The sequence below is a fragment of the Nocardia sp. NPDC058058 genome (genome assembly GCF_042885355.1).
Classification (GTDB): domain Bacteria; phylum Actinomycetota; class Actinomycetes; order Mycobacteriales; family Mycobacteriaceae; genus Nocardia.
Map to the genome: position 1 here is coordinate 762777 of NZ_JBHVSA010000004.1, position 22107 is coordinate 784883.

Sequence of the window (22107 nt, forward strand, 5' to 3'; positions counted from 1 at the left end):
CCCCTCCCGCTGTGATCATGGTGCTACTCCGAGGATTTCGGCGGCCGCGCGCAATGCGAGCTCGCCGCGGCGCAGGTCGTGATCGCCGCTCACCGTCGCGGTGGCGGTCTGTCCGCCATTGCGCACCGCTTGGCCGATGGCTTGGCGCTCACCGGATTCGAACGCGCCGAAGGTGCGGCGCAGCAGGGGGAGCGTGGCGACGAACTGGTCTTCGTTCAGCCCGGCGAGCCAGGTGTCGATGAGGCTCAACAGGTTTCGGTCGTGGACCAGGAGCAGGCCGCGGCCGCCGAGGAAGCCGTCGATCCAGGCGGCCTTGTCGACCGGGCTGTGGCCCACCGACAGGGCTGCGGATAGTCGTCGGGCGGATTCGGCGGCATCGATGATGTCGGCGTCGGCCAGCAGGCGCACGGCCCGGCCGATCAGGGTGCCGTTGATATCGGCGCGGTCGGCCAGTACACGCAGGGCGGTCAGCCAGGTGGTGGTCGCCCATTCGTTCTCGCGCGCCGAAAGCGCCAGGTGCACAGCGTCGATCAGGGCGCGGAGCTCGGCCGCACCGTCGGCGTCCAGTCCGGTCACCGCGCTCGGCAGGCCCGCGCAGACGCGGATCAGCAGGCCGTCCGCGACCCGGGTCAGGGCGGCGGAATCGGTGCCGCGCACATCGCCGTAGCGCAGCGTGCGCAGCAGGCCCGGGAGTGCCGCCAGCAGGTGGGTGATGTCGTGGTCGAGGGCCGCGACCGATTCCAGCCGGGTGATGAGCCCGTCGGTCGCGCCGCCCAGATCGGCCAGCAGCGCCGATTCCAGCGCGGCGGAGACCTGTCCGACGGTGACTTCCGGATTCGCCGCCGTATCAAGGACTTTGGCCTCGGCGGCGGTGCGCAGCGTGGTGCCCCAGCGCGCCGCCTCCACGATCGCGATGGACAGTTCCGGTCGCCAGCGCAGCGTCCAGGTCTCCCGGAAGGTGCCGGTATTGCGCACCGCGCTGTCGGTGAGCTGTCCCCAGCCGATGCCGAGCAGCCGGAGCCGATGCAGCAGATGGGATTTCGCCATATCGCGTTCGGTGCGCAGATCCAGGTCGATGGTGCGCTCGAGCGCCTGCTGCTTCAGGCGCAGGGTTCTGATCTGCGCGCGCAGATCCGCCTCCAGCGGGACGGTCGGCGTGCCCTCCGGGACCGCGCCCAGTGCCTCACCCACCACCATTTCGGTGCTGACCAGGCGCAGCATGGTCTCGTCACCGTCGCACAGCACCGCGCGGGTCGCCTCGGTCACCTCGGACAGTCCGGCCAGCGGCCGCTCCCGCAGAATCGCGAGAGTCTCTGCGAGCCTTACCGATTCGATGATGTGCGCGCTGGACACCGGCAGATCGTGCGTGCGCAGCATGCCCGCGACCTTGGTGAGCCAGCGCACGATGGGCTGCTCGGTCTCGGTGAACAGGTGGTGATACCAGCCCGGCGAGGTGATGCCCGCGCCATAGCCCGAGGACGAGGCCAGCCGCGAATGCGTCCACGGCACCCAGGTCAGCGTGGCCTTGCCCTTGGGCAGGCCCTTGAGTACCCGGGCGTCGGCGGCGGCCGGGCCGAGCTTGCCGGACAGCGCCGGGCCGTGCCAGGCGCCGCATACGATGGCCAGGCGTTGCACCCCGTCCTTCAACGACTTTCGCATGACCTGCCGCATATGCGCCTCGCGGCGCAGCGTGTGCTCATCGATCTCGGCGGTCTCCCGCAGCGCCGTCATGGCCTCGTTCACGGCATCGAAAATGTCGGCGTCCGAGGAGGATTCGACGACCGCGTCCCACCAGCGCTCGGCATCGTCGTAGCCGCCCGCCGCGGCGAGTTCGGCGAGCGGGTCGCCGCTGTCACCCGGCTCGCTCTCGAGGGCCAGCGTCATGGCGGCGGGCAGATCGAAAAACCCCACGGGCACGGTGTTCTCGGCCCCGTACCGCATGGCCTGCCACTCCGGGGAGAACACCGCGAACGGCCACAGCGCGGCCTTGGCGGGCGCGTCCGGGTGGTAGCCGAGCAGGGCGACCGGCGGTTCCATACCCTCGGCCGCGATGAAGGCGAGCAGCGGATCGGCATCGGCCGGGCCCTCGATGAGAATGGCGTCCGGGCAGAACTTCTCCAGCGCCAGGCGCAGCGACCGCGCCGAACCCGGTCCGTGATGACGGATGCCGAAGATCCGGGTCTCCGCCGTCACGGTGGTGGTGACGGTGCTCATCAGCTCACCTCGCGGCAGGCCCGGTAGAAGTCGGCCCAGTCGGCACGCTGGCGCACAACGGCTTCCAGGTATTCGGTCCACACCACCGAATCCGCGACCGGATCCTTGATGACCGCGCCCAGCACCGCGCCCGCGATATCGGCGGGGCGCAGCACGCCGTCGCCGAAATGCGCGGCCAGCGCCAAACCGTTGGTGATCACCGAGATCGCCTCGGCGGTCGAGAGCGTGCCGGACGGCGACTTGAGTTTGGTGCGGCCGTCCTCGGTGATCCCCGACCGCAGTTCGCGGAATACCCGCACCACGCGGCGCACCTCCTCGGCGGCGGCGGGCACGGCGGGCAATTCCAGTGCGGCGCCGAGCTGTTCGACCCGGCGGCTGACGATCGCCACCTCCTCATCCTCCCCGGCGGGCAGCGGCAGCACCACGGTATTGAAGCGGCGGCGCAGCGCGGAGGAGAGTTCGTTCACGCCGCGATCGCGGTCATTGGCGGTGGCGATCAGGTTGAAACCCTTGGCCGCCTGCACTTCCGAGCCCAGTTCGGGCACCGGCAGCGTCTTCTCCGAGAGCACGGTGATGAGTGCGTCCTGCACATCGGAGGGGATGCGGGTGAGTTCCTCCAGGCGCGCGATGGATCCCGCGCGCATGGCGGTCATGATCGGCGAGGGCACCAGTGCGGCCTCGCTCGGACCCTCGGCGAGCAGGCGGGCGTAGTTCCAGCCGTAGCGAATGGATTCCTCGGCGGTGCCCGAGGTGCCCTGCACCAGCAGCGTCGAGCGACCCGAGACGGCGGCCGCGAGATGTTCGGACACCCAGGTTTTCGCGGTACCGGGGACACCGATGAGCAGTAGCGCGCGATCGGTGGCCAGGGTGGCGACCGCGACCTCCATGAGGCGGCGCGGGCCCACGTATTTGGGGCTGATCACGGTGCCGTCGGACAGGGTGCCGCCCAGCAGATAGGTGACCACCGCCCACGGCGACAGCCGCCAGGACGGCGGGCGCGGACGGTCATCGGTGGCGGCGAGCGCGGCGAGTTCCTCGGCGAAGGCCTGTTCGGCATGCGGGCGCAGCAGGGCGTCCTGCGATGAAATCGTGGTCACTTCAGCTCCTCGAGCATTGCTCTGCGTTGGGTGAGGTCGTAGGTGAGTTGATCGAAAGCCTGCTCCCAGTACGGATCTCCGCACTTGCGGGCGATACCGGTGACCATGTCGGCGGTGTCCACCGGGAAATGCGCCGAGGCCGCGCGGAACAGGGTGCGATAGGAGGCGGGCCGCAGGCTATTGGGCGTGCCCGGGCGATCCGCGCTGAGCTGGGCGCGCTCCAGCAGCAGGCGCAGCACATGTTCGGCCATGGGGCCGGGCCACGGATGCGGCATGGCGCGCAACAGCGATTCGATCTCGGCGAGCCAGCTGCTGTCCAGGCGGCACAGATGCCGGATCTGATCCGCCAGGGGTTGCAGGGCGAAGAGTTCGCGCAGCGTCTCGCCGGCGGAGCCGCCCTCCTCCTGTGCGGCGTAGGCGGCGAAGAGTTCCCGCGCCCAGGCCGGATTACGCTGCGCCAGTGCGGCATCGGCCCAGCCCGCGAACATGGGGCCGCGCACGGCCTCGGTCATGGCGGCGCGCACCGCCTGTTCGGGCGGGCCGAGCACCCGTTCCCAATGCGAGAGCGGGGTCGCGGCGACCACGCGGTGCAGCCATTCGGCCGCCAGGTCCGGTGCGCCGTCGGCGCGATAGACGGTGTAGCCGTAGGGATCTCCGACCCCGTCGCGGCGGGCGGCATCGTCCAGCACGCCCGGGCCGGTCGTGCTCAGCTCCGGTCGGCGCAGTTTGCGCCCGAAGGTGAGCCAGGCGGCCGCGCGCTCGGTCATCCGGCCCGCGAAATGCGAATCCGGCAGTCGGCCCAGCAGATCGGCCGCCATGCGGCGCACCTCGGCGCGCCGATCATCCAGCGCGGTCTCCAGCAGCGCCTCATCCATGAGCGAGAGCCCGTCGGCGAACACGGCCAGCAATTCCGCCTTACCCGGCCCGGATTCGGTACCCCAGGTACCCGCCAGCGCATCCCGCGCGGCAATCGGATCGCGCCGCCGCAACTGCGCCAGCCACACCCGCCGCTCCGCGGCCCGCCCGTGCGACCACACCGAATCATCGCTCACGTCCGCCCGCACCAGCGCCCGCCATCCGGGATGCTGCCCCGCCAGCCACCGCCCCCGCGCCCCCGCCAGCCGCAACAGCGACTCCCGCTGCAACGCAAGCGCTTTGGCTCGATCCAACAGCACACTCACCAACGCGTCCGGAGCCCGCAATTCCCGCCCCTCGGCCGCCGCCAGCCACTCATCCAAAAACGGTGAATTCGTCGAAAGCAGCTCACCCAACCGCGCCGCTGCGGCCACCGAAATCCGCAGCCGCCCATCATCATCCGCCGCCGCAGGCAACTCCACCGCCAGCGCGCCCACCCCACCCCGCACAAAACAATCCTGCAGCGCGGCGGATTCGAGCAACACCGCCGCGCTACCGCCCGACGTCCCCTCCCCATACGCGCCGACCCGAGATGTCACCGCGCCGCCGTCGTCGAGCGCCCGCGCGGCCGGGCTGTCTTCGTGCTGCTGCGTGGCCGGGCCGCTGTCCGCGTGCTGCTGCGTCGTCGTGCTGTCTTTGCCTGGGCCGCCGGATGCCGAGGTTTCCCCAGCCGCTTGATGCACTGCCGGATCGGCCTCACCGAATTGATGTGCGGCCGAAGTGCTTTCGCCGGGCCGGGGTGGAATGGCGGAACTCGCGCCCGGCTGCCCGCCGAGCCGGTGCGCCAGCGCGGCGACCGGGGGTGCCAGCTCGTCCCGGTTCGCGGGTCTGCGGGCGGTGCCGATCAGTGCGGCGGAGACCAGTTCCGCACTGCCCGTGTCGGTTTCGGGGGAGGCGCTCGGAGCGGCGGCGGTGTCGTCCGTGACGTCGATATTGATCACCGTTCCGTCGAGCAGGGCGGCGACGGGGATCAGGCCGGATGCGGTCCACTCGCCGAGGACGCCAAGGGGATGTCCGCCGGACAGGCCGAGCAGGTGCCAGGGCTCGCCGTGGTCGGTAGCGATCGGGAGCGCGGTGCCGTCCGATTCGGCTATGTACCAGCCGCTTTCGTCGCGGACCGGCACCACGTCGGTGAGCAGCACCGGCCAGGAGCGCAGGAAGGGGTCGGCTCCCACGGCGCGCGCGTGGGCGGTGAGCGCCGCGTCGATGCCCCACGCTCGTTCGGTCGTGGCAGCGCCGGTGCCGGGACCGGCTGCGGAGTCTCGCTCCGTGTCGCGTGTAGAGACATCGGATCGTGCCGCATCGCTGCGGCTTCGGGAATGCCGGTTGGGGATGGTTGTGAATGGATCCGGCAGGCCGTGGCGGGTGCCCCAGAGGGCTCGCAGAGGGTTCGCGCCGGGGTAGAAGTGGAGGTCGGCATCGATCATGAAGCCCGGGGGTGGGGTGTCCTGGGGGAAGCCGGGGCCGCCGTGTTTGTGGTCGATCAGCAGGGCCCAGTGGCCGGATTGCCTGCCGAGCAGCCAGATTCGGCGGGTGTAGATGGCTTCCTCGTTGGTGATGCGGGTGCCCAGGACCAGCCAGGTGTCGCGGACCGGGGGTGTGGCGCGGACGGATTCGGTGCTGGTCTGATAGCCGATATGGGTGCGGACGCTGGCGGCGAGGGCGGGGGAGAGGGTGGCCAGGCGGCGGTGGGCGGTGGCCAGCAGGTGCAGGCGGGCGTATTCGCGCAGCAGCAGGCGCGGCCAGTCGGAATGGGTTGCGGTGCGGGGCAACTGGCGCAGTACGGCAGCCACGCCGGGGGCCTTGGCGTCGACCATGCGTTTTGCCACGGACTCGAAGGTCGCCATCGAACGGTCGGCCGAGGCCAGGCCGGTGCGGATCTGGTCGGTGAGCCAGGTGTCCAGATCGGCGAGGCCGGCGGTGACCAGGGCGTGGCGCTGATCGGCGGTGGCGGTGCTCGCGGGGCCGGCCTCGGTCGGCGAATTCGATTCGGGCGCGGCCTTTTCGGCTTCGCGCGCAGCGTGCCCTGCTTCGCGCGCGGCGCGACCGGCCAGCCATTCACCCGCGAAATCGGCCACCGCGTCGGTAACTGGAATATCGCCCTCGGACCACGCCAGCATTAGCGAAAGCGCGTGTTTGCACGGGAATTTACGGCTCGGGCAGGAGCATTTGTACGCGGGCCCGGCGGTGTCGACGACGGTTTGATACGGACGGCTGCCACTGCCCTGGCACAGGCCCCACAGCGCGGTGTCGTGCTGCCCGGTGCCGTTCCACTTGCCGCGCAGCTTGCGGGCGGCGGTGAGCGATGTGGCATCCGGAGCCAGCGCCGCGATCTGCTCGGCGGTCCAGGCGGTGGTCATCGAGCCCCCTTCGTTCGTTCACCGCATTTCTATCGCAGGGCACCGACAAGTGCGCGGCGACGGCAATAGCCGCTATTTTGCTGAAAGCGCTGTGTGAAAAGGCAATTCGAACCGCACCCCTGCAACCCCTCGCGACGCCGGTAAAGTGCCCGATATGTCCCGCGTAGCGATCGAATACTGCACCCAGTGCCGCTGGCTTCTGCGTGCGAGCTGGATGGCTCAGGAATTGCTGACCACCTTCACGACCGACCTGTCCGAGGTCGCGCTGGTACCCGGCGAGGGCGGCGTGTTCCGCATCACCGTGGACGGCGAACAGCTCTGGGATCGCAAGGCGGACGGCGGTTTTCCCGATATCGCCGTACTCAAGCAGCGCGTTCGCGACCGGGTCGCCCCCGGCCGCTCACTCGGTCACACCGATAGGAAGGACGCCGAACCGGTCACCGACCCGTCCTGACGCTCAGCAGCAGCCCCCGCCACCGCAGCAACCGCCGCCACCGGCCATCGGCACCTGCGGCGCGGCCGCGGGCATACTGCCCCCGCGATTCACCGTTCCGAACGTGGTCAGCAGCTTGACCGTGTCCGAATGCCCCTGCGGACAGTCGGTGGGATCGGACGACTCCGCCATCGGACGGGACTTCTCGAACGTGTCGCCGCAGCTGCGGCATCGGTACGCATAACTCGGCACCCGCCCAGCGTAGGCGAATCGACCGCGCACCCGGAGGCAACCGCCGCTCAGCGGGTCCGCGCACTCGTCTCCCGCCCGTTCGGCGGCACGCGGGTGACGATCCAGCAACCGGAACCGATGCACTCGGTACTCTCGATTTACGGAGTACGAGGAGGTGGGCTGTGAGCACTCGAGTCTTCGAGACACTGCCGGACGAGGGCATCGACCCGGTCGCGCGGACCGAATTCGGCCAGGTTCGAGGCCGTCGCGAGGGTACGACCGCCGTCTGGCGCGGCATTCCGTACGCCGCGAGCGCGGGCGGGCCGAACCGATTCCGGCCCCCGCAACCCCCGCATCGCTGGGACGGGGTGCGCGATTGCGTGAAATTCGGTGAGATAGCGCCGCAGAGCGCGGGCTTCGTCCCGGTCGACTCCGGTTTGCGGATGGGCGAGGACTGCCTCTGGCTCAATGTCTGGGCCCCGGCCGCGGCCACCGACGAGCCGCGCCCGGTCATGGTGTGGTTCCACGGCGGCGCGTACTGCCTGGGCACCGCCGCGCAGGCCATCTACGACGGCCGCAAACTCGCGGAAACCGGTGATCTGATCGTGGTCACCGTCAATTACCGGCTCGGCGCGCTCGGCTTCCTGGACCTGTCCTCGCTCGGCGCGGATTTCGTCCCGAATCTGGGCCTGCACGATCAGATCTTCGCCCTGGAATGGGTGCGCGACAATATCGCCGCGTTCGGCGGTGATCCGAGCAATGTCACCATCTTCGGTGAATCCTCCGGCGCGGGCTGCGTCACCGCACTGCTGACCTCACCGCGCTCGGCCGGGCTGTTCCATCGCGCCATCGCCGAATCACCGCCCGCCACCACGGTTTTCGGCCCGGAACGCACCGCGGGCGTGGCCCGGCGCTATCTGGAGATCCTGGAACTGCCCGAATCCCGCGCGGGCGAACTGCTGGAACTGCCGATCGAACGCATCGCGACCGCCGCCGGGGTGCTGTTCGACGAGGTGCCCACCAAGGAGCCCGGCCGCCTGGCGGCGGTCCCCGTGGTGGACGGCGACCTGCTGCCCGGCTATCCCACCGAACGGTTCCGCGAGGGCCGCTCGCACCGGGTGCCGCTGATCATCGGCACCAACAGGGACGAGGCGTCCATGTTCCGGCTGTTCCGCTCGCCGATCATGCCGGTCACCCCCGAGGCGGTGAACTCCATGCTGCTGGGCGTGGCCGCCGAACATCCGGGCCTGTCACCGGAGCGCATCGCCGAGATCGCCTCCGCCTACGCGGTCACCTCCGCGCGCGGTGCGCTGAGCATGTCCACCGATGCCGCGTTCCGTATGCCCGCGCACTGGGTGGCGGAGGCGCATTCGGCGCATTCACCGACCTGGATGTACCGCTTCGACCATGCCACGCCGATGCTCAAGGCGGCCCGGGTCGGCGCGGGGCACGCCTGCGAATTGCCCTATGTCTTCGGCAATTTCGGCTCCTTCGACCGCGACCCCACCTTCTGGCTCGGCGGACGTAAAGCGGCGCAGGATGTTTCGGGCCGCATCATGCGCCGCTGGACCGCCTTCGCCACGCACGGGGTGCCCGCGGCCATCGACGGCTCCAAACACTGGCCGCCGTACACCGTCGCCGAGCGCAAGACCCTGGTGATCGACGCCGCCGACCGCATCGTGGAAGACCCTGACGGAGAACGCAATTCCATCTGGGGTGATGAGGTCGTCGGCTTCTACTGACCGCTAGACCGTCGCGGTGGCCCGGCGGCCCAGATGCACCGGCAGCCGGGCATAACCGTGCAGCGTGTACAGCGGACGCCGCTCGGGCTTGCCCGACAATGCCAACTCCGGGAAGCGGTCGAACAGCGAGCGCAGCGCGTATCCGGCCTCCATGCGCGCCAGGCTCGCGCCCAGACAGGTGTGGATACCGCTGGAGAAGGTCAAGTGGTCCTTGGCATTCGAGCGCGTGATATCGAAGCGATCCGGATGCTCGAACATCTTCGGATCCCGATTCGCCCCGGCCAGAGAGAGCACCACCACGCTGCCCTTGTGCAGCGTCACCCCGCCGAGTTCGGTATCGCACAACGCCGTTCGCGCCGTGCTCTGCACCGGTGCGTCGAAGCGCAGCACCTCTTCGACCGCCTGCGGCCACAATTCGGGTTCGGTGCGCAGGCGCGCCAACTGCTCGGGATGCGCCAGCAACTGCACCACGCCATTGCCGATCAGATTGACCGTGGTCTCGAAGCCGGCGCCCATGAGCAGGCTCGCGGTGGCCTTGAGCTCGCGATCGTCCAGATCGCCCGCGATCACCAGACTGCTGAGAATGTCGTCACCGGGTTCGCGGCGCAACCGCGCGATGTGATTGTCGAGATAGCCGTCCATATTGATCATTGCGGTGGCCGCCTCGCGCCAGGTGCGCCAGGCGATGCCGAAGTCCAGCAGCGGGCTCGCGGCATCGCCCCAGGCCAGGAATTGCTTCCGGGATTCCTGTGGGAAGCCCAGCATTTCGGCGATGATGGCGATCGGCACCTGCGCCGCGTAATCCTCGATGAGATCCGCGGACCCGTCCTCGGGCAGCGCGTCCAGCAGTTCCGCGGTCACCGATTCGATCCGCTCGCGCAGCCGTCCGATGGCGCGCGGGGTGAACGCGGCCGACACCGATTTGCGCAACCGGGTGTGCTCGGGCGGATCGATCACCAGCATGGACGGCGGCTCCACCGGATTCGGCGGCAGTTCCGCGGCCCGGATCAGCTTGGTCAGCGGGCCGGGCAGCTGCACATTGTGCGCACCGAAAATGCCGAAGCGACTGTCCCGCAACGCGGCCCGGGTCAGCTCGTAATCGGCCGTGGCCCAGCCGACCGGACCCTTGTACAACCGCCCGCGCCCGCGCAACTCCTCGATATGCGGGTACGGGTCGTACAGACCGGAGGTGCTGCCGACCAGCTGGGCGAACGGATCACCCCGCCGGGCCTGAAAACGCAGCGCGTACCTGGGTGTGCCCTGCTCCAGCAGCCACCGTAACCAGTATCGCGGGCTCATCATCGCTGAACTCCCATCCTCGGATGCCTCCACCGTACGGAAAACCGGTGTGACGAAAAACATCCCGAAGAGGGAATCGGAAATCCTCCCGTGGCAGGAGTCAGGAGCGCTGCGCGGTGACCCGCTCACTGGTGACGCGGCGTTCGCGCGCGGCCGGGTCCGGGTTCGCGACCTGCACCAATGAGGCCCCGGACGCCAGCACGGCGACCAGCCCATCGATCAATTCGGCCGGAGTTTCCCACGAGGTCGAGGACAGCACCCGATCCTCGGCGGTGAAGCCCTGGCGCGCAGCGGATTTGCGCGCCTCCTCGAAGACCTCCGAGACCGAGGTGCCGTCCAGCGCGCAGCCGATGCCGCCGGGCCGGAACTGATCCCCGTGCACGCGCACCGCGGTCGCGTAATCGGTGACGCCGATCGGCAGATCCCGCACCGGCATACCCATCGGATCCAGCGACAGCGCCGCCACCTCCGGAATATCACCCGCCTCGGCGATGCGGTCGGCGGTCACCAGCGCCAGTTCGGCGTCCGGGTCGGCGTGCAACACCACTTCCACCCCGGCCCACCAGCAGCCCAGCAGGACCGCCGCGGTCTGCCAGTGCGCGGGCAGCAGCACCGCCACCCGGGAACCGGCCGAGAGCCCGAATTCGTCGCGAATCATATTGGCGGTCTTGGCCGCCCAGTTGGCCAGCGTGAGCGCGGATAGCTCGATGCGCGCACCGGTGGCGTCGTCGTAATAGGTGATGCGCGGGCCCGCGGGATCGCGGGCGAGGATGGGGTCGAGCACCGCTTCGGTGAGGGTCTCGTTCAGTTCACGCATTTCGGTCCGTTCTTACCGGCATCGATGGGTGGGGCGGGCGGCACCGGGGTCATCGTGGTGGAGCTGCTGGTGGTGGGGTCGAAGGCGGTGCTGCTCGTCGCCGAACCGGGACCAGAGTAGTCACTCGCCAGGACCACCCGGATCGAGCCCTCCGGCATACCGGTCTGGGAGAACACCGGTAGTCCGCCCAGCGCCTTGCCCACCGCGCGCGCTTTGGGGTCACCGCCGCTCGCCGCCAGCACCCGACTGCTCTGAATCGGGCCGCCGATCCAATTGTCCACCGTGCCGGTGCGGAAACCCTTGCCGGTCAGTGCCTGTGCGGCCTGTCCGGCCAGACCGCCGGTGCCGCTGGCGTTGAAGATGTCCACGGTGACGGTGGACGGGTCGATGCCGCCGGTCTCCTCGTGCGGGTCGTTGTCCTCGCCGATGGTCTTGGCGACGTACTTCTGCACCGCGACCGGATCGACGCGTACGACCGATTCGCCCTCATCGGTCCAGCCGTTGAGATCCTTGACCGGGATGGTCTCGAACTTCACCTGACCACCGGACAAATCCTGCAATTGGTTCATGAAGGACAACACATCCCAGCCGTCGTCGAGCACGACGGTGCGGCCCACCGCATCGCTGAGATCCTTCAGACGGCCCGGACTGGTCAGCGTTTTCGCGCTCAGCACCTGATGCACCAGCTGCGCCATGTACACCTGCTGCCGCACGATCCGATCCAGATCGCCCCGGGGCAGCTCGTGGCGCTGCCGCACGAAACTCAAAGCCTCGGGGCCATTGAGCTTTTGGGGACCGGCCGGGAAGTCCGCGCCCGACATGGGCTCGTACACCGGATTGTTCAGGCAGACGTCCACCCCGCCGACCGCATCGGTGAGCAGAACGAAGCCGAGCAGACCGACCTCGGCGTAATGGTCGACGGTGATACCGGTCAGATTCGCGACCGATTTGATCAGCGCCTGCCGTCCGGACTGGGTGGATCGCTTATCCGCGTCGGTCGCGGATACGCCCTTGTCCAGCAGCTTCTGCTGTTCGGTCAGTTTGGTCGCGCCGTAGGCCGAATTGATCTTGCCCATGCCGATGCCCGGAATATCCACGTACGAGTCACGCGGAATCGAGATCGCGGTCGCGGATTCACCATTGTTCGGCACCCGGATCAGCACGATGGTGTCGGTATTGAGGCCCACCTCATCGCCCGCGTGCAACATGGCCCGCTCATCCTCGGACAGCGGATTGCCGTGCGCGTCGGTGCGAGAGTCGATCCCCACCATGAGAATGTCGACCGCGCCGTCCTTTTCCCCACCCAGGCCGAGATTGCCGATCCGCTCGATGCTGGACACCAGCTCGTCCACGCTGTGCCAGCCGATCCCGGTGACGATCAGGACCAGTATCGCGACCACCGCGGACAATGCACGCAGCGGATTCGCGCGGTGCCAGCCGCCCCACGACCTCTTCTGTGCGGGGCGGCGCGACGGTAGCGGCGCGGATGCCCTGGTGGAGTGCGACAACCTCGGCTTCCTCTCAGTGCTCGGCCGACCACACCCGAGCCTCCGGGTGGCATCGATGGACTTCCCCCAATAGGTGAGGCTAGACGCGCGGCCGGACATGTCCGTGTAGCCGAGGCTCCGTGAGTCGTGCGTCCGCGCGAGTGGTTTGCGCACTCGAAGCCGGGCATCGCCGCAGGCAGACTCGGGCGCGACCGGGCCGCACCGGTCATGCCAGACTGACCGCCGTGACTTCTCCCGCCGTGACACCAATCACCGCGCGGCTCGTGGTGACCGGTGCGCGCGGGCAGCTCGGCCGCGCGCTGCTGGCGCTCGCACCCGCTGCCCGCGGTTACGGCCGTGCCGAACTCGATATCACCGATCCGGATGCCGTACGCGCGGTGGTGAATCCGGGGGATGTGGTGCTGAACTGTGCGGCATACACCGCCGTCGATCAGGCTGAATCCGAGGTGGACGCGGCGTTCGCCGTCAATGCCACCGGACCGGCCGTGCTGGCGGGGGTCTGCGCCGCGGTGGGGGCGCGGCTGGTGACCGTCTCCACGGACTATGTCTTTCCCGGCGATGGCGAAAAGCCGTACGAGCCCGGTGATCCGACCGGGCCGTCGACGGTTTACGGCCGTTCGAAATTGGCCGGGGAGCAAGCGGTTCTGGAGACCGACCCGAATGCGTGCATTGTCCGGACCGCCTGGGTGTACACCGGGCAGGGCACCGATTTCGTCGCCACCATGCGCCGCCTCGAAGGCGAGCGCGAGACCGTGAACGTGGTCGCCGACCAACTCGGATCACCCACGTACGCACCGGATTTGGCAGCCGGACTGCTCGAGCTGGCGGCTCGCTCGGACGATCCCGCGATTCCGCGAATCCTGCACGCCACCAATGCCGGACAGGCCACCTGGTTCGAACTGGCGCAGGCCGTCTTCGCGGGTATCGGCGCTGATCCAGGGCGTGTACTCCCCTGTGGCACCGCCGATTTCCCGAGACCGGCTCCGCGCCCGGCGTATTCGGTCCTTTCCGGCAAATCCTGGGCCGCCGCCGGGCTGACCCCGCTCCGGGATTGGCGGCTGGCGCTGAACGACGCGCTGTCCGCCATCTCCGACTAGGCTGGGCGTCCGTGAGCCCCTCGGATTCTGCTGAACGGCCGACGCTGGCCGTCGTCACGGTGACCTACTCGCCCGGTGAGCACCTGCAGCACTTCATCAGCACGCTAGCCACCGCCACCAGCGAGAAGCCTCAGGTCATCCTGGCCGACAACGGTTCAACGGACGGCGTGCCGGAATTGATCGCCGACGCCAACGCGCATGTGCGACTGCTACGCACCGGCGGCAATATCGGATACGGCGGCGCGATCAATCGCGCGGTCGCGGAGATCGATCCGGACATCGAGTTCATCGTCATCGTCAACCCGGACATTCGCTGGCATACCGATTCCATCGACGAACTGCTGACCGCCGCCCGCCGCTGGCCGCGCGCCGGAGCCCTCGGACCCAAGGTCCTCGAACCGGACGGTTCGCTGTACCCGTCCGCGCGTTCGGTGCCCGGCCTGGCCGACGGCGCCGGACACGCCATCCTCGGCACCATCTGGCCCGGTAACCCCTGGACCCGCCGCTACCGCCAGGAGAACGAGCAGATCTCCGAGCGGACCGTGGGCTGGCTGTCCGGTTCCTGCCTGCTGGTGCGCCGCGCCGCCTTCGATGCCATCGAGGGGTTCGACTCCCGGTACTTCATGTACATGGAAGATGTCGACTTCGGTGATCGCATGGGACGGGCGGGCTGGCACAATGTGTTCGTGCCGTCCGCCGAGGTCACCCATGCCAAGGGGCACGCCGCAGGTCGCCATCCCGAGACGATGCTCCCGGCGCATCACGCCAGCGCCTACCGTTTCCAGGCCGACCGGCATCCGCACTGGTGGCAGGCTCCGCTCCGGGTCGCGCTCAAGGCTGGACTTGCGATCCGCTGCAGGCTTGCGGTTCGATCCGCACTGCGCGAACGCGACAAAGCGGACGCGACTCAATAACCCACCCGACAACAGGGGAGATGATGGCGAACAGCGGCAATGCTGCCGGGTCCACGGACGCGGTGATCCTGGTCGGGGGCCAGGGCACCAGATTGCGTCCACTGACCCTGTCCGCCCCGAAACCGATGCTGCCCACGGCCGGACTGCCGTTCCTGCAGCATCTGCTGGCCCGCATCGCCGATGCGGGCATCACCCACGTCGTACTCGGCACCTCCTACAAGGCGGAGGTGTTCGAGGAGCACTTCGGTGACGGCTCCGAACTCGGTTTGGACCTCGAGTACGTCACCGAGACCGAGGCGCTGGGCACCGGCGGCGGCATTCGCAATGTGCTGCCCAAGCTGCGCGCCGACACCGTCATGGTGTTCAACGGTGATGTGCTGGGCGGCACCGACCTCAACGGCGTGCTGGAAACCCACCACGCCTCCAATGCCGATGTCACCCTGCATCTGGTCCGCGTCGGCGATCCGCGCGCCTTCGGCTGCGTCCCCACCGACGAAACCGGCCGCGTGACAGCCTTCCTGGAGAAGACCCAGGATCCGCCGACAGACCAGATCAACGCCGGTTGCTACGTCTTCCGCCGCGAATACATCGAGAAGATTCCCGCGGGCCGCCCGGTCTCGGTGGAACGCGAAACCTTCCCCTCCCTGCTCGCCGAGGGCGCGCACATCCAGGGCCACGTCGACACCTCCTACTGGCGAGACATGGGCACCCCCGAGGACTTCGTCCGCGGCTCCGCCGATCTCGTCCGCGGCATCGCCCCCTCCCCGGCCCTGCCCGGCCAGCGCGGCGAATCCCTCGTCCACCCCAGCGCGGGCGTAGCCCCCGGCGCACTGCTGATCGGCGGCACCGTCGTAGGCCGCGGTGCCGAGGTAGGCGCAGGAGCCCGCCTCGACGGCGCCATCCTCTTCGACGGCGCCTGCGTCGAGGCCGGCGCCACCGTGGAACGCTCCATCGTCGGCTTCGGCGCCCGCATCGGCCCCCGAGCCCTCGTCCGCGACGGCGTAATCGGCGACGGCGCGGTCGTCGGAGCCCGCTGCGAACTCCTCCGCGGCGCCCGCATCTGGCCCGGCGTCGACATCCCCGACGGCGGCATCCGCTTCAGCACCGACGTATAACGCTGCCCGAGAACCCAATTGAATGATCGGTGTCGGCGGATCGTGCCGTCGGCCGAACTCTGGACGACCATCGCTCTGCCGGGCGATGGTCGTTGCCATTGTCGAGCGGGACGAGTTCGCTCTGCTCGGATGAACGCGCATACGAGCTGCTCAATCGACCGCGAGTGCAATACTGGGGGCGTCACCCGATCACCTGCGTGGAGTGAGGACAGATGACTGCCGATCCGTTGCCGTCGAGCGATCGTCCGGTGCCGGGCTGGCCCGTCCCGCCGCCGGACGGGTACTTCGCCGAAGATCTCGACCGCATGCACGATCTGCCTTCGCATACCGAGCTGATCGACGGGAGTCTCGTTTTCGTGAGCCCGCAGGCCAAGTTCCACATGCTTGTCATCGACTTCCTCAATCAGGAGTTGAATGCGCAGGCGCCTGAGGAACTAGAGGTGAGTCGGGAGATGACGATCACCATCGGGCCGCGGCAGCGTCCCGAACCCGACATCCTGGTCGCGCGGGCGGCTGGGGACGCGGGGCTCGAACAGACCACCTATCTGCCCGAGGACATCGTCCTGGTTATCGAGGTGGTCTCGCCCGATTCATTGGAGCGGGATCGCAAGCGCAAGCCACTGCTGTATGCCGAAGCCGGAATCCCGTATCTGTGGCGGGTGGAGAAGGCCGATGATCGGGCGGTTTTCTATACCTACGAGTTCGATCCGGGGTCGCGGGCGTATTCGCTCACGGGGATTCACCATGATCGATTGCAGCTGGAGCTGCCGTTCCCGATCGATTTGGATTTACGGCAGGCCACTCGGCGCAGGCGCGCCAAGGAGTGAAACGCAATCGGCCGCCCCGATCAGGGGGCGGCCGATTCGCGTTGTGGGGGAGGAGGTTTCAGCGTTCCCACTTACCGGGGTTGAGGTGGAAGCCGGCGAGGGCGGTGGCGTGGCCGTGACCCATGCCGTATTCGGCTTTGAGGTGGTCGACCATGGGCTTCTGGGTGGTGATGCCGGTTTCGGCGAGCAGGGCGAACCAATCGTCCACGGGGCGGCCGTATTTGGCTTCGATGGTGGGGAAGTAGAAGGCCGGGCCGTGCGGCTTGGTGGTCGCCATTGGTTCGCTCCTTTATGTGCGGTGTTGTAGGAGAAGACGACTCGGCGGCGCGGAAATCATCGGGCGGTGGCGGAGGTCACAGCGGGGGATTCGACCGCGGCGGTGCGGGGTTCGCGGAGCAGGAGCGCGCCGGTGAGGATGACCAGGGCGGCGGTGAACCCGTGGATGCCGAAGGCGGCGGCCGTGGAACCGTGGTAGCTCAGCACGGTGGTCATATCGCCGAGCGGGATGAGAGCGACGACCAGCAGGGTGATGCCGAGGGCGTAGCGCTGTCCGGCGGCCAGCAGCGCGATGATCAGGATGCCGGAGGCGGTATCGCGGACGCCCTTGAGGTTCATGAAGGCGGTGGCGTCACCGTGCGGCCATTCGGGGAGGCCGAAGCCGGTGGCGATGGTTTGCGGGGTGATCAGGTAGCTGATGCCGATGTAGAGGATGAAGGCCGCGCCGATGAGGGACAGGGCGGTGGCGATGCGGGAGATGTTCACTGTAGCTCCAAAATCTAGCGCTGCTAACTGATGTGGATAACGCTAGATCATGCATGGGTAGTTTGTCTAGCGGTGCTAGAGTTGAGTTCATGAGCGCCATACAGACCCGCAAGGAACGCGAACGCGCCGATCGACATCAGCGCATCATCGACACCGCTCGCGAACTCGCCGAGACCAAGGGCTGGGAAGCGGTCACCATTCGCCGCCTCGCCGACGCCATCGAATACAGCCAGCCCGTGCTCTACAGCCATTTCGCCGGCAAGGACGCCATCGTCGCCGCGGTCGCCGAACAGGGCTGCGCCGAACTCGCCGTCGCCACCCGCGAGGCCCGCGAACGCGCCGCCACCCCCGAGGCCGGTCTCATCGCCGTCACCGAGAACTACCTGACCTTCGCCCGCGACAGCGCCGCGCTCTACGACGCCATCTTCCTGCTGCGCACCGATCTGAAATTCGGACCCGAGGCCCCGCAGGCGCTCAAGGACGCGTTCCTGGAACTGCTGCACACCTTCGCCCCTTTCGCCGGATCGCACGATGTCGAAACCTTCACCGAGGTCGCGTGGTCCGCGCTGCACGGTCTCGCCACCCTCGATCGAGGTGGCCGCCTGCGGCCGGACTTTCGCGATCAGCGTCTGGAAATCTTTATCGCCCAGTGGGTCCGGCCGGCCTGATCGGAGCATCGCGGGGCGGAGTTCGTCACGGTCGCGGCACACCCGGCCGTCGCGCGCATAGGCTGTGATCATGGCTGACGCGGTGGTGGTCGGGTCGGGGCCCAATGGGCTTGCGGCGGCGGTGATCCTGGCTCGGGCGGGACTCGAGGTCGAGGTCTACGAGGCGGCCGACACGATCGGCGGCGGCTGCCGGACCGGGGAGGTCACGCTGCCCGGATTCCGGCACGACCTGTGCGCCGGTGCGCATCCGATGGCGGTGGCGTCCCCGTTCTTCCGGGCCTTCGACCTGGCGGCGCACGGGGTGGAATTGCTCACCCCGCAGGTGTCCTACGCGCATCCGCTGGACGGCGGCCGGGCCGGTTTGGCGTGGCGCGATCTGGAGCAGACCGTGGACGGGCTGGGTCGCGACGGCGCGTCCTGGCGGCGACTATTCGGCCCGCTGGTGCGCAAATGGGAAGACCTGGTCGGCCTGATCATGTCGGATCTGCGGCACGTACCGATCGATCCGACCGGAATGCTGCGCGTGGACCCGGGCATCGAATTGCGCATCGCCCGCCGCATGCTGGAACAGTCGACACCGCTGTGGGACTTGCGTTTTCGCGAGGATATCGCGCCCGCACTGCTGACCGGTGTTGCCGCGCACGCGATTCGGCCGCCGCGCAGCCTGCCCGGCGCGGGTGTCAGCCTGCTGCTCGGCGCGCTCGCGCACGCGCGCGGCTGGCCGGTGCCGCGCGGCGGCAGCCAGGCCATCAGTGATGCGCTCGCGGATGACCTGCGCCGCAACGGCGGTCGCGTCATCACCGGGCATCGGGTGGACTCCATCGACGAATTCGATTCCGCGCGAGCGGTTCTGCTGGATCTGGCCCCCGCCGAACTACAGCGCATCGCCGCGAATCGACTGCCGAGCCGATACAACCGGGCGCTGCACAACTTCCGCTACGGCGGCGCGGCCTGCAAGGTGGATTTCGCGCTGTCGGGCCCGGTGCCGTGGCAGGCGCGCGGCTGCGACCGCGCGGGCACCCTGCATCTGATCGGCAGCCGCGCCGAGGCCGTCGCCGCCGAAAAAGCCGTCGCCGCAGGCGATCACGCGGACAGTCCGTACGTCTTGTCCATCCAGCCCGGCGTCGTCGACGACACCCGCGCCCCCGCCGGACAGCACACCTTCTACACCTACGCGCACGTCCCGAACGGCTCCACCCGCGATATGACCGAGGCCGTCACCGCCCAGGTCGAGCGGTTCGCCCCCGGCTTCCGCGATCTCATCCTCGCCACCAATGTCCGCACCGCCGCCACCATGCCCGCGCACAATGCCAACTACATCGGCGGCGATATCTCCGCGGGCGCGATGACATTCCGCCAGACCGTCTTCCGCCCGGTCCCACGCTGGAACCCGTACCGCACCCCCCTCCCGGGCGTCTACCTCTGCTCCTCGGCCACCCCGCCCGGCCCGGGCGTACACGGCATGAACGGTCTGCACGCCGCCCGCCACGCGCTGCGCCGCGAATTCGGCGTACGCACCGACCCTTTGGACCTGCTCCGCAGCACTCGCCCCTGAGCGCCTACCCTCACGGTATGGCCGGTTACTCGGGTACGCCGCTGCCCCGCAAGCTCGGGATCAAGGAAGGCGCGCGGGTGCTGTTGGCGGGTGCGCCCGCGGATTTCGAACTGGGTGAGCTGCCCGGGGCGGTCGAATTACACCGGCGCGCGGGTAGCGGCGGTTACGACGTGATTCTCGGCTTCTGCCCGGATCACGCCACCCTGCTACGGCAATTCGGTTCGTGGCGAACACATCTGGTCACCAACGGCGGTCTGTGGATCGCGTGGCCGAAGAAGTCCGGCGGTATGCCCACCGATCTCACCGAGACCATGGTTCGCGAATACGGCCTCGCGCAGGGCCTGGTCGACAACAAGGTCGCCGCCATCGACCCCGTCTGGTCGGGCCTGCGGTTCGTCATCCGACTGGCCGACCGCTGAGGTTCAGCGCTGTGCGGTGCGGTACAGATCCGGTTCCAGGTACACGTTCCCGGCGGCCGGAACCGCTTCGCGCACACGCGCTTCCGCGTCGTCGAGGGCGAGCGCTGCGGCATTGATATCCAGGCCGGAGGTCATCGAGACCTTGGCCGCGACCAGTAGATCATTGGGTGCGAGGTACTGGGTTTTGAGGTTCAGCACCCGGGTCACCGCGCCGCCGCCGTCCACGAGCGCGGTGCGGATGCGCTGTTCCTCATCGGGTGTCGCGCCCTCGCCGATGAGCAGGCTCTGCATCTCGATGATGAGCACCACCGCGATGCACCCGAGCAGTACGCCGATGGCGATGGTGCCGATACCGTCCCACAGCGGGTTTCCGGTGAGCGCGGTCAGCCCCACGCCCGCGAAGGCGAGGACCAGGCCGATGAGCGCGCCCGAATCCTCCAGCAGCACCACCGGCAGTTCGGGATTGCGCGTGGTGCGGATGAACCGCCACCAGCTGTTGCGCCCCTTGAGCGGCGAGGACGCGCGGGTCGCGGTGAGCAGGCTGTAGGACTCCAGCCCCATCGCCACCACCAGGATGGCGAGCGCGATACCCACATCGCTCAGCTCTTCCTGATGCCGGATCTTGTTGATGCCCTCCTCGATGGAGTACAGCGATCCGACACTGAAGATCACCAGCGCCACCACGAAGGCGTAGAAGTATCGATTGCGCCCATATCCGAAGGGATGCAATTGATCCGGTTCCTGCTCGGCTCGCTTGCGCCCGATCAGCAGCAGGCCCTGATTGGCGCTGTCGGCCAGTGAGTGCGCCGCCTCGGCCAGCATGGATCCGGATCCGGTGAGGGCCGCGCCGATGAATTTCGCGATGGTGATGCCGACATCCGCCGCGAATGCCGCGAGAACCGCTTGCCTGCTGCCGGAAGCCATGCGATCCACGCTACCGACGCGCGAGCCCGCGCACCGGTGCTACACGCGGATCGGCCGCTTCGAAACCGGGCGGGGTCAGCTCTGAACCGGTTGTGTCCGATACAGATCCGGCTCGAGATAGATCACCCGCGCGGCCGGAACGGCAGCGCGCACCCGGGCCTCGGCGGCATCGATGGCGGCGGCGATATCGGCGATCTCCAGCCCCGGCACGATGGACACCTTGGCCGCGACCAGCATCTCCTCCGGACCCAGGTACTGGGTGCGCAGGTGGATCACCTTGTTGATGCTGCTGTCGTCCACCAGGTTTTCCCGGATGGCGCGATCCTCTTCGGGCGTCGCGCCCTCGCCGATGAGCAGGCTCTGCATCTCGATGATCAGGATGACCGCGATGATGCCGAGCAGAATGCCGATGGACAGCGTGCCGATGCCGTCCCACACCGGTTCATCGGTGATCACGGTCAGACTGATGGCCGCGAACGCCAGCACCAGGCCGATGAGTGCGCCGGTGTCCTCGAGCAACACCACCGGCAGTTCCGGATTGCGCGAGTTGCGGATGAACCGCCACCAGCTGGCATCGCCCTTGAGCGGCTTGGACTCTCGCATGGCGGTGATGAAGCTGTAGCTCTCCAGCAGAATGGCGATGCCGAGGATGGCGATGGCCACGAACGGGCTGGACAGTTCCTCGGGATGCTGGATCTTGTGGATGCCCTCGTAGATGGCGTACACCGAGCCGAGCGCGAAGATCACCAGCGCGACGATGAACGAGTAGAAGTAGCGGTTGCGCCCGTATCCGAACGGATGCAGCTGATCCGCCTGCTGTTCGGCGCGCCGCTGCCCGAGTAGCAGCAGTCCCTGATTGGAGGTGTCGGCCACCGAGTGCACGGCCTCGGCCAGCATCGACGCCGATCCGGTGATCGCCGCGCCGATGAACTTCGCCACCGCGATTCCGGCATTGGCGCTGAGCGCCGCCAGGATCGCCTTCTTACCGCCACCCGCAGACAATGTGCCGTTCCTTCCCGAACCCATGTCCGTTTTGTCGCAAAAATCGTTCGAAGGGGAAGCCTACCGATCCAGACCGCCCGCCATGAACCCTATGCCGCCCCGGCCCGCGTACCGTAACCGTCATCCCGGCATGTTTTTGGCCGGGATCCACAACCGGCGGTGTGCCTGCTGATTGTGTGGATCCCGGCCAAAAGCGCGCCGGGATGAC

The 22107-nt window shown here is 68.3% G+C and carries 20 protein-coding genes; 9 read left to right on the forward strand and 11 right to left on the reverse strand.

The window, feature by feature from the left end:
* Nucleotides 1-15: 15 nt before the first annotated feature.
* The 3 genes from ACFVUS_RS34605 to ACFVUS_RS34615 are packed head-to-tail and all read right to left on the reverse strand — an operon-like array spanning nt 16 to nt 6586.
* Entirely contained in the window at nt 16-2214 is a 2199-nt protein-coding gene (locus ACFVUS_RS34605) for a DUF5682 family protein (RefSeq protein WP_387776428.1), read from the reverse strand.
* The gene (locus ACFVUS_RS34610; RefSeq protein WP_387776431.1) at nt 2214-3311 is read right to left on the reverse strand and encodes an AAA family ATPase; all 1098 of its coding nucleotides are present in this window, start codon (nt 3309-3311) and stop codon (nt 2214-2216) included. Before ACFVUS_RS34610 ends, ACFVUS_RS34605 begins: the two co-directional genes overlap by 1 nt.
* A complete protein-coding gene (locus tag ACFVUS_RS34615; RefSeq protein ID WP_387776434.1) occupies nt 3308-6586 on the reverse strand; it encodes a DUF5691 domain-containing protein in 3279 nt (1092 codons plus the stop codon). The genes ACFVUS_RS34610 and ACFVUS_RS34615 overlap by 4 nt, the downstream gene beginning before the upstream one ends.
* A gap of 154 nt (nt 6587-6740) precedes the next feature.
* Here ACFVUS_RS34615 and ACFVUS_RS34620 point away from each other — a divergent pair, with 154 nt between their 5' ends.
* On the forward strand, nt 6741-7040 hold the full coding sequence (locus tag ACFVUS_RS34620; protein WP_387776437.1) for a SelT/SelW/SelH family protein: 300 nt from the start codon (nt 6741-6743) through the stop codon (nt 7038-7040).
* 3 nt (nt 7041-7043) lie between these two features.
* Here ACFVUS_RS34620 and ACFVUS_RS34625 read toward each other — a convergent pair whose 3' ends face one another.
* Nucleotides 7044-7457 carry a zinc ribbon domain-containing protein gene (locus tag ACFVUS_RS34625; protein ID WP_387776440.1) on the reverse strand — a complete coding sequence of 138 codons (414 nt, stop codon included), beginning with the start codon at nt 7455-7457 and terminating at the stop codon, nt 7044-7046.
* Between ACFVUS_RS34625 and ACFVUS_RS34630 the strand changes: the two genes are divergently transcribed.
* Nucleotides 7433-8992 carry a carboxylesterase/lipase family protein gene (locus ACFVUS_RS34630; RefSeq protein ID WP_387776443.1) on the forward strand — a complete coding sequence of 520 codons (1560 nt, stop codon included), beginning with the start codon at nt 7433-7435 and terminating at the stop codon, nt 8990-8992. The two genes, ACFVUS_RS34625 and ACFVUS_RS34630, sit on opposite strands and share 25 nt — an antisense overlap.
* Before the next feature lie 3 nt (nt 8993-8995).
* Here ACFVUS_RS34630 and ACFVUS_RS34635 read toward each other — a convergent pair whose 3' ends face one another.
* The 3 genes from ACFVUS_RS34635 to ACFVUS_RS34645 all read right to left on the reverse strand — a co-directional run bounded on the left by ACFVUS_RS34635 (nt 8996) and on the right by ACFVUS_RS34645 (nt 12616).
* Nucleotides 8996-10291, reverse strand: coding sequence for a cytochrome P450 (locus ACFVUS_RS34635; RefSeq protein ID WP_387778474.1), 1296 nt, complete (start codon nt 10289-10291; stop codon nt 8996-8998).
* A gap of 100 nt (nt 10292-10391) precedes the next feature.
* Nucleotides 10392-11108 carry a TIGR03089 family protein gene (locus ACFVUS_RS34640; protein WP_387776446.1) on the reverse strand — a complete coding sequence of 239 codons (717 nt, stop codon included), beginning with the start codon at nt 11106-11108 and terminating at the stop codon, nt 10392-10394.
* Nucleotides 11096-12616, reverse strand: coding sequence for an LCP family protein (locus ACFVUS_RS34645; RefSeq protein WP_387776449.1), 1521 nt, complete (start codon nt 12614-12616; stop codon nt 11096-11098). The genes ACFVUS_RS34640 and ACFVUS_RS34645 overlap by 13 nt, the downstream gene beginning before the upstream one ends.
* 215 nt (nt 12617-12831) lie before the next feature.
* Here ACFVUS_RS34645 and rfbD point away from each other — a divergent pair, with 215 nt between their 5' ends.
* From rfbD to ACFVUS_RS34665, 4 genes are all read left to right on the forward strand, one after another.
* A complete protein-coding gene (gene rfbD, locus ACFVUS_RS34650) occupies nt 12832-13713 on the forward strand; it encodes a dTDP-4-dehydrorhamnose reductase (RefSeq protein ID WP_387778477.1) in 882 nt (293 codons plus the stop codon).
* A gap of 11 nt (nt 13714-13724) precedes the next feature.
* Nucleotides 13725-14627 (forward strand): glycosyltransferase family 2 protein, encoded by a 903-nt coding sequence (locus ACFVUS_RS34655; RefSeq protein ID WP_387776452.1) that lies wholly within the window; start codon nt 13725-13727, stop codon nt 14625-14627.
* Between the two features lie 23 nt (nt 14628-14650).
* Entirely contained in the window at nt 14651-15742 is a 1092-nt protein-coding gene (locus ACFVUS_RS34660; protein WP_387778480.1) for a sugar phosphate nucleotidyltransferase, read from the forward strand.
* Nucleotides 15743-15954: 212 nt separating this feature from the next.
* Nucleotides 15955-16569, forward strand: coding sequence for a Uma2 family endonuclease (locus tag ACFVUS_RS34665; RefSeq protein WP_387776455.1), 615 nt, complete (start codon nt 15955-15957; stop codon nt 16567-16569).
* Nucleotides 16570-16627: 58 nt separating this feature from the next.
* Here ACFVUS_RS34665 and ACFVUS_RS34670 read toward each other — a convergent pair whose 3' ends face one another.
* Complete coding sequence (locus ACFVUS_RS34670; protein WP_387776458.1) at nt 16628-16846, reverse strand: DUF4287 domain-containing protein; 219 nt, start codon at nt 16844-16846, stop codon at nt 16628-16630.
* Nucleotides 16847-16902: 56 nt separating this feature from the next.
* Nucleotides 16903-17331: a DUF4267 domain-containing protein gene (locus ACFVUS_RS34675; protein ID WP_387776461.1), complete on the reverse strand. Its 429-nt coding sequence runs from the start codon at nt 17329-17331 to the stop codon at nt 16903-16905.
* Between the two features lie 89 nt (nt 17332-17420).
* On the opposite strand from ACFVUS_RS34675, the gene ACFVUS_RS34680 reads away from it, so the two are divergent.
* The 3 genes from ACFVUS_RS34680 (at nt 17421) to ACFVUS_RS34690 (ending at nt 19973) form a co-directional block, all read left to right on the forward strand.
* The gene (locus tag ACFVUS_RS34680) at nt 17421-17999 is read left to right on the forward strand and encodes a TetR/AcrR family transcriptional regulator (RefSeq protein WP_387776464.1); all 579 of its coding nucleotides are present in this window, start codon (nt 17421-17423) and stop codon (nt 17997-17999) included.
* A 70-nt stretch (nt 18000-18069) separates the two neighbouring features.
* Nucleotides 18070-19554 (forward strand): phytoene desaturase family protein, encoded by a 1485-nt coding sequence (locus ACFVUS_RS34685; RefSeq protein WP_387776467.1) that lies wholly within the window; start codon nt 18070-18072, stop codon nt 19552-19554.
* Between the two features lie 17 nt (nt 19555-19571).
* Entirely contained in the window at nt 19572-19973 is a 402-nt protein-coding gene (locus ACFVUS_RS34690; protein ID WP_387776470.1) for a DUF3052 domain-containing protein, read from the forward strand.
* 3 nt (nt 19974-19976) lie between these two features.
* Here the strand turns inward: ACFVUS_RS34690 and ACFVUS_RS34695 are convergent, their stop codons facing one another.
* Both ACFVUS_RS34695 and ACFVUS_RS34700 read right to left on the reverse strand, forming a co-directional pair.
* Nucleotides 19977-20897: a cation diffusion facilitator family transporter gene (locus ACFVUS_RS34695; RefSeq protein ID WP_387776473.1), complete on the reverse strand. Its 921-nt coding sequence runs from the start codon at nt 20895-20897 to the stop codon at nt 19977-19979.
* Nucleotides 20898-20972: 75 nt separating this feature from the next.
* The gene (locus tag ACFVUS_RS34700) at nt 20973-21899 is read right to left on the reverse strand and encodes a cation diffusion facilitator family transporter (RefSeq protein WP_387776476.1); all 927 of its coding nucleotides are present in this window, start codon (nt 21897-21899) and stop codon (nt 20973-20975) included.
* Nucleotides 21900-22107 lie beyond the last annotated feature (208 nt).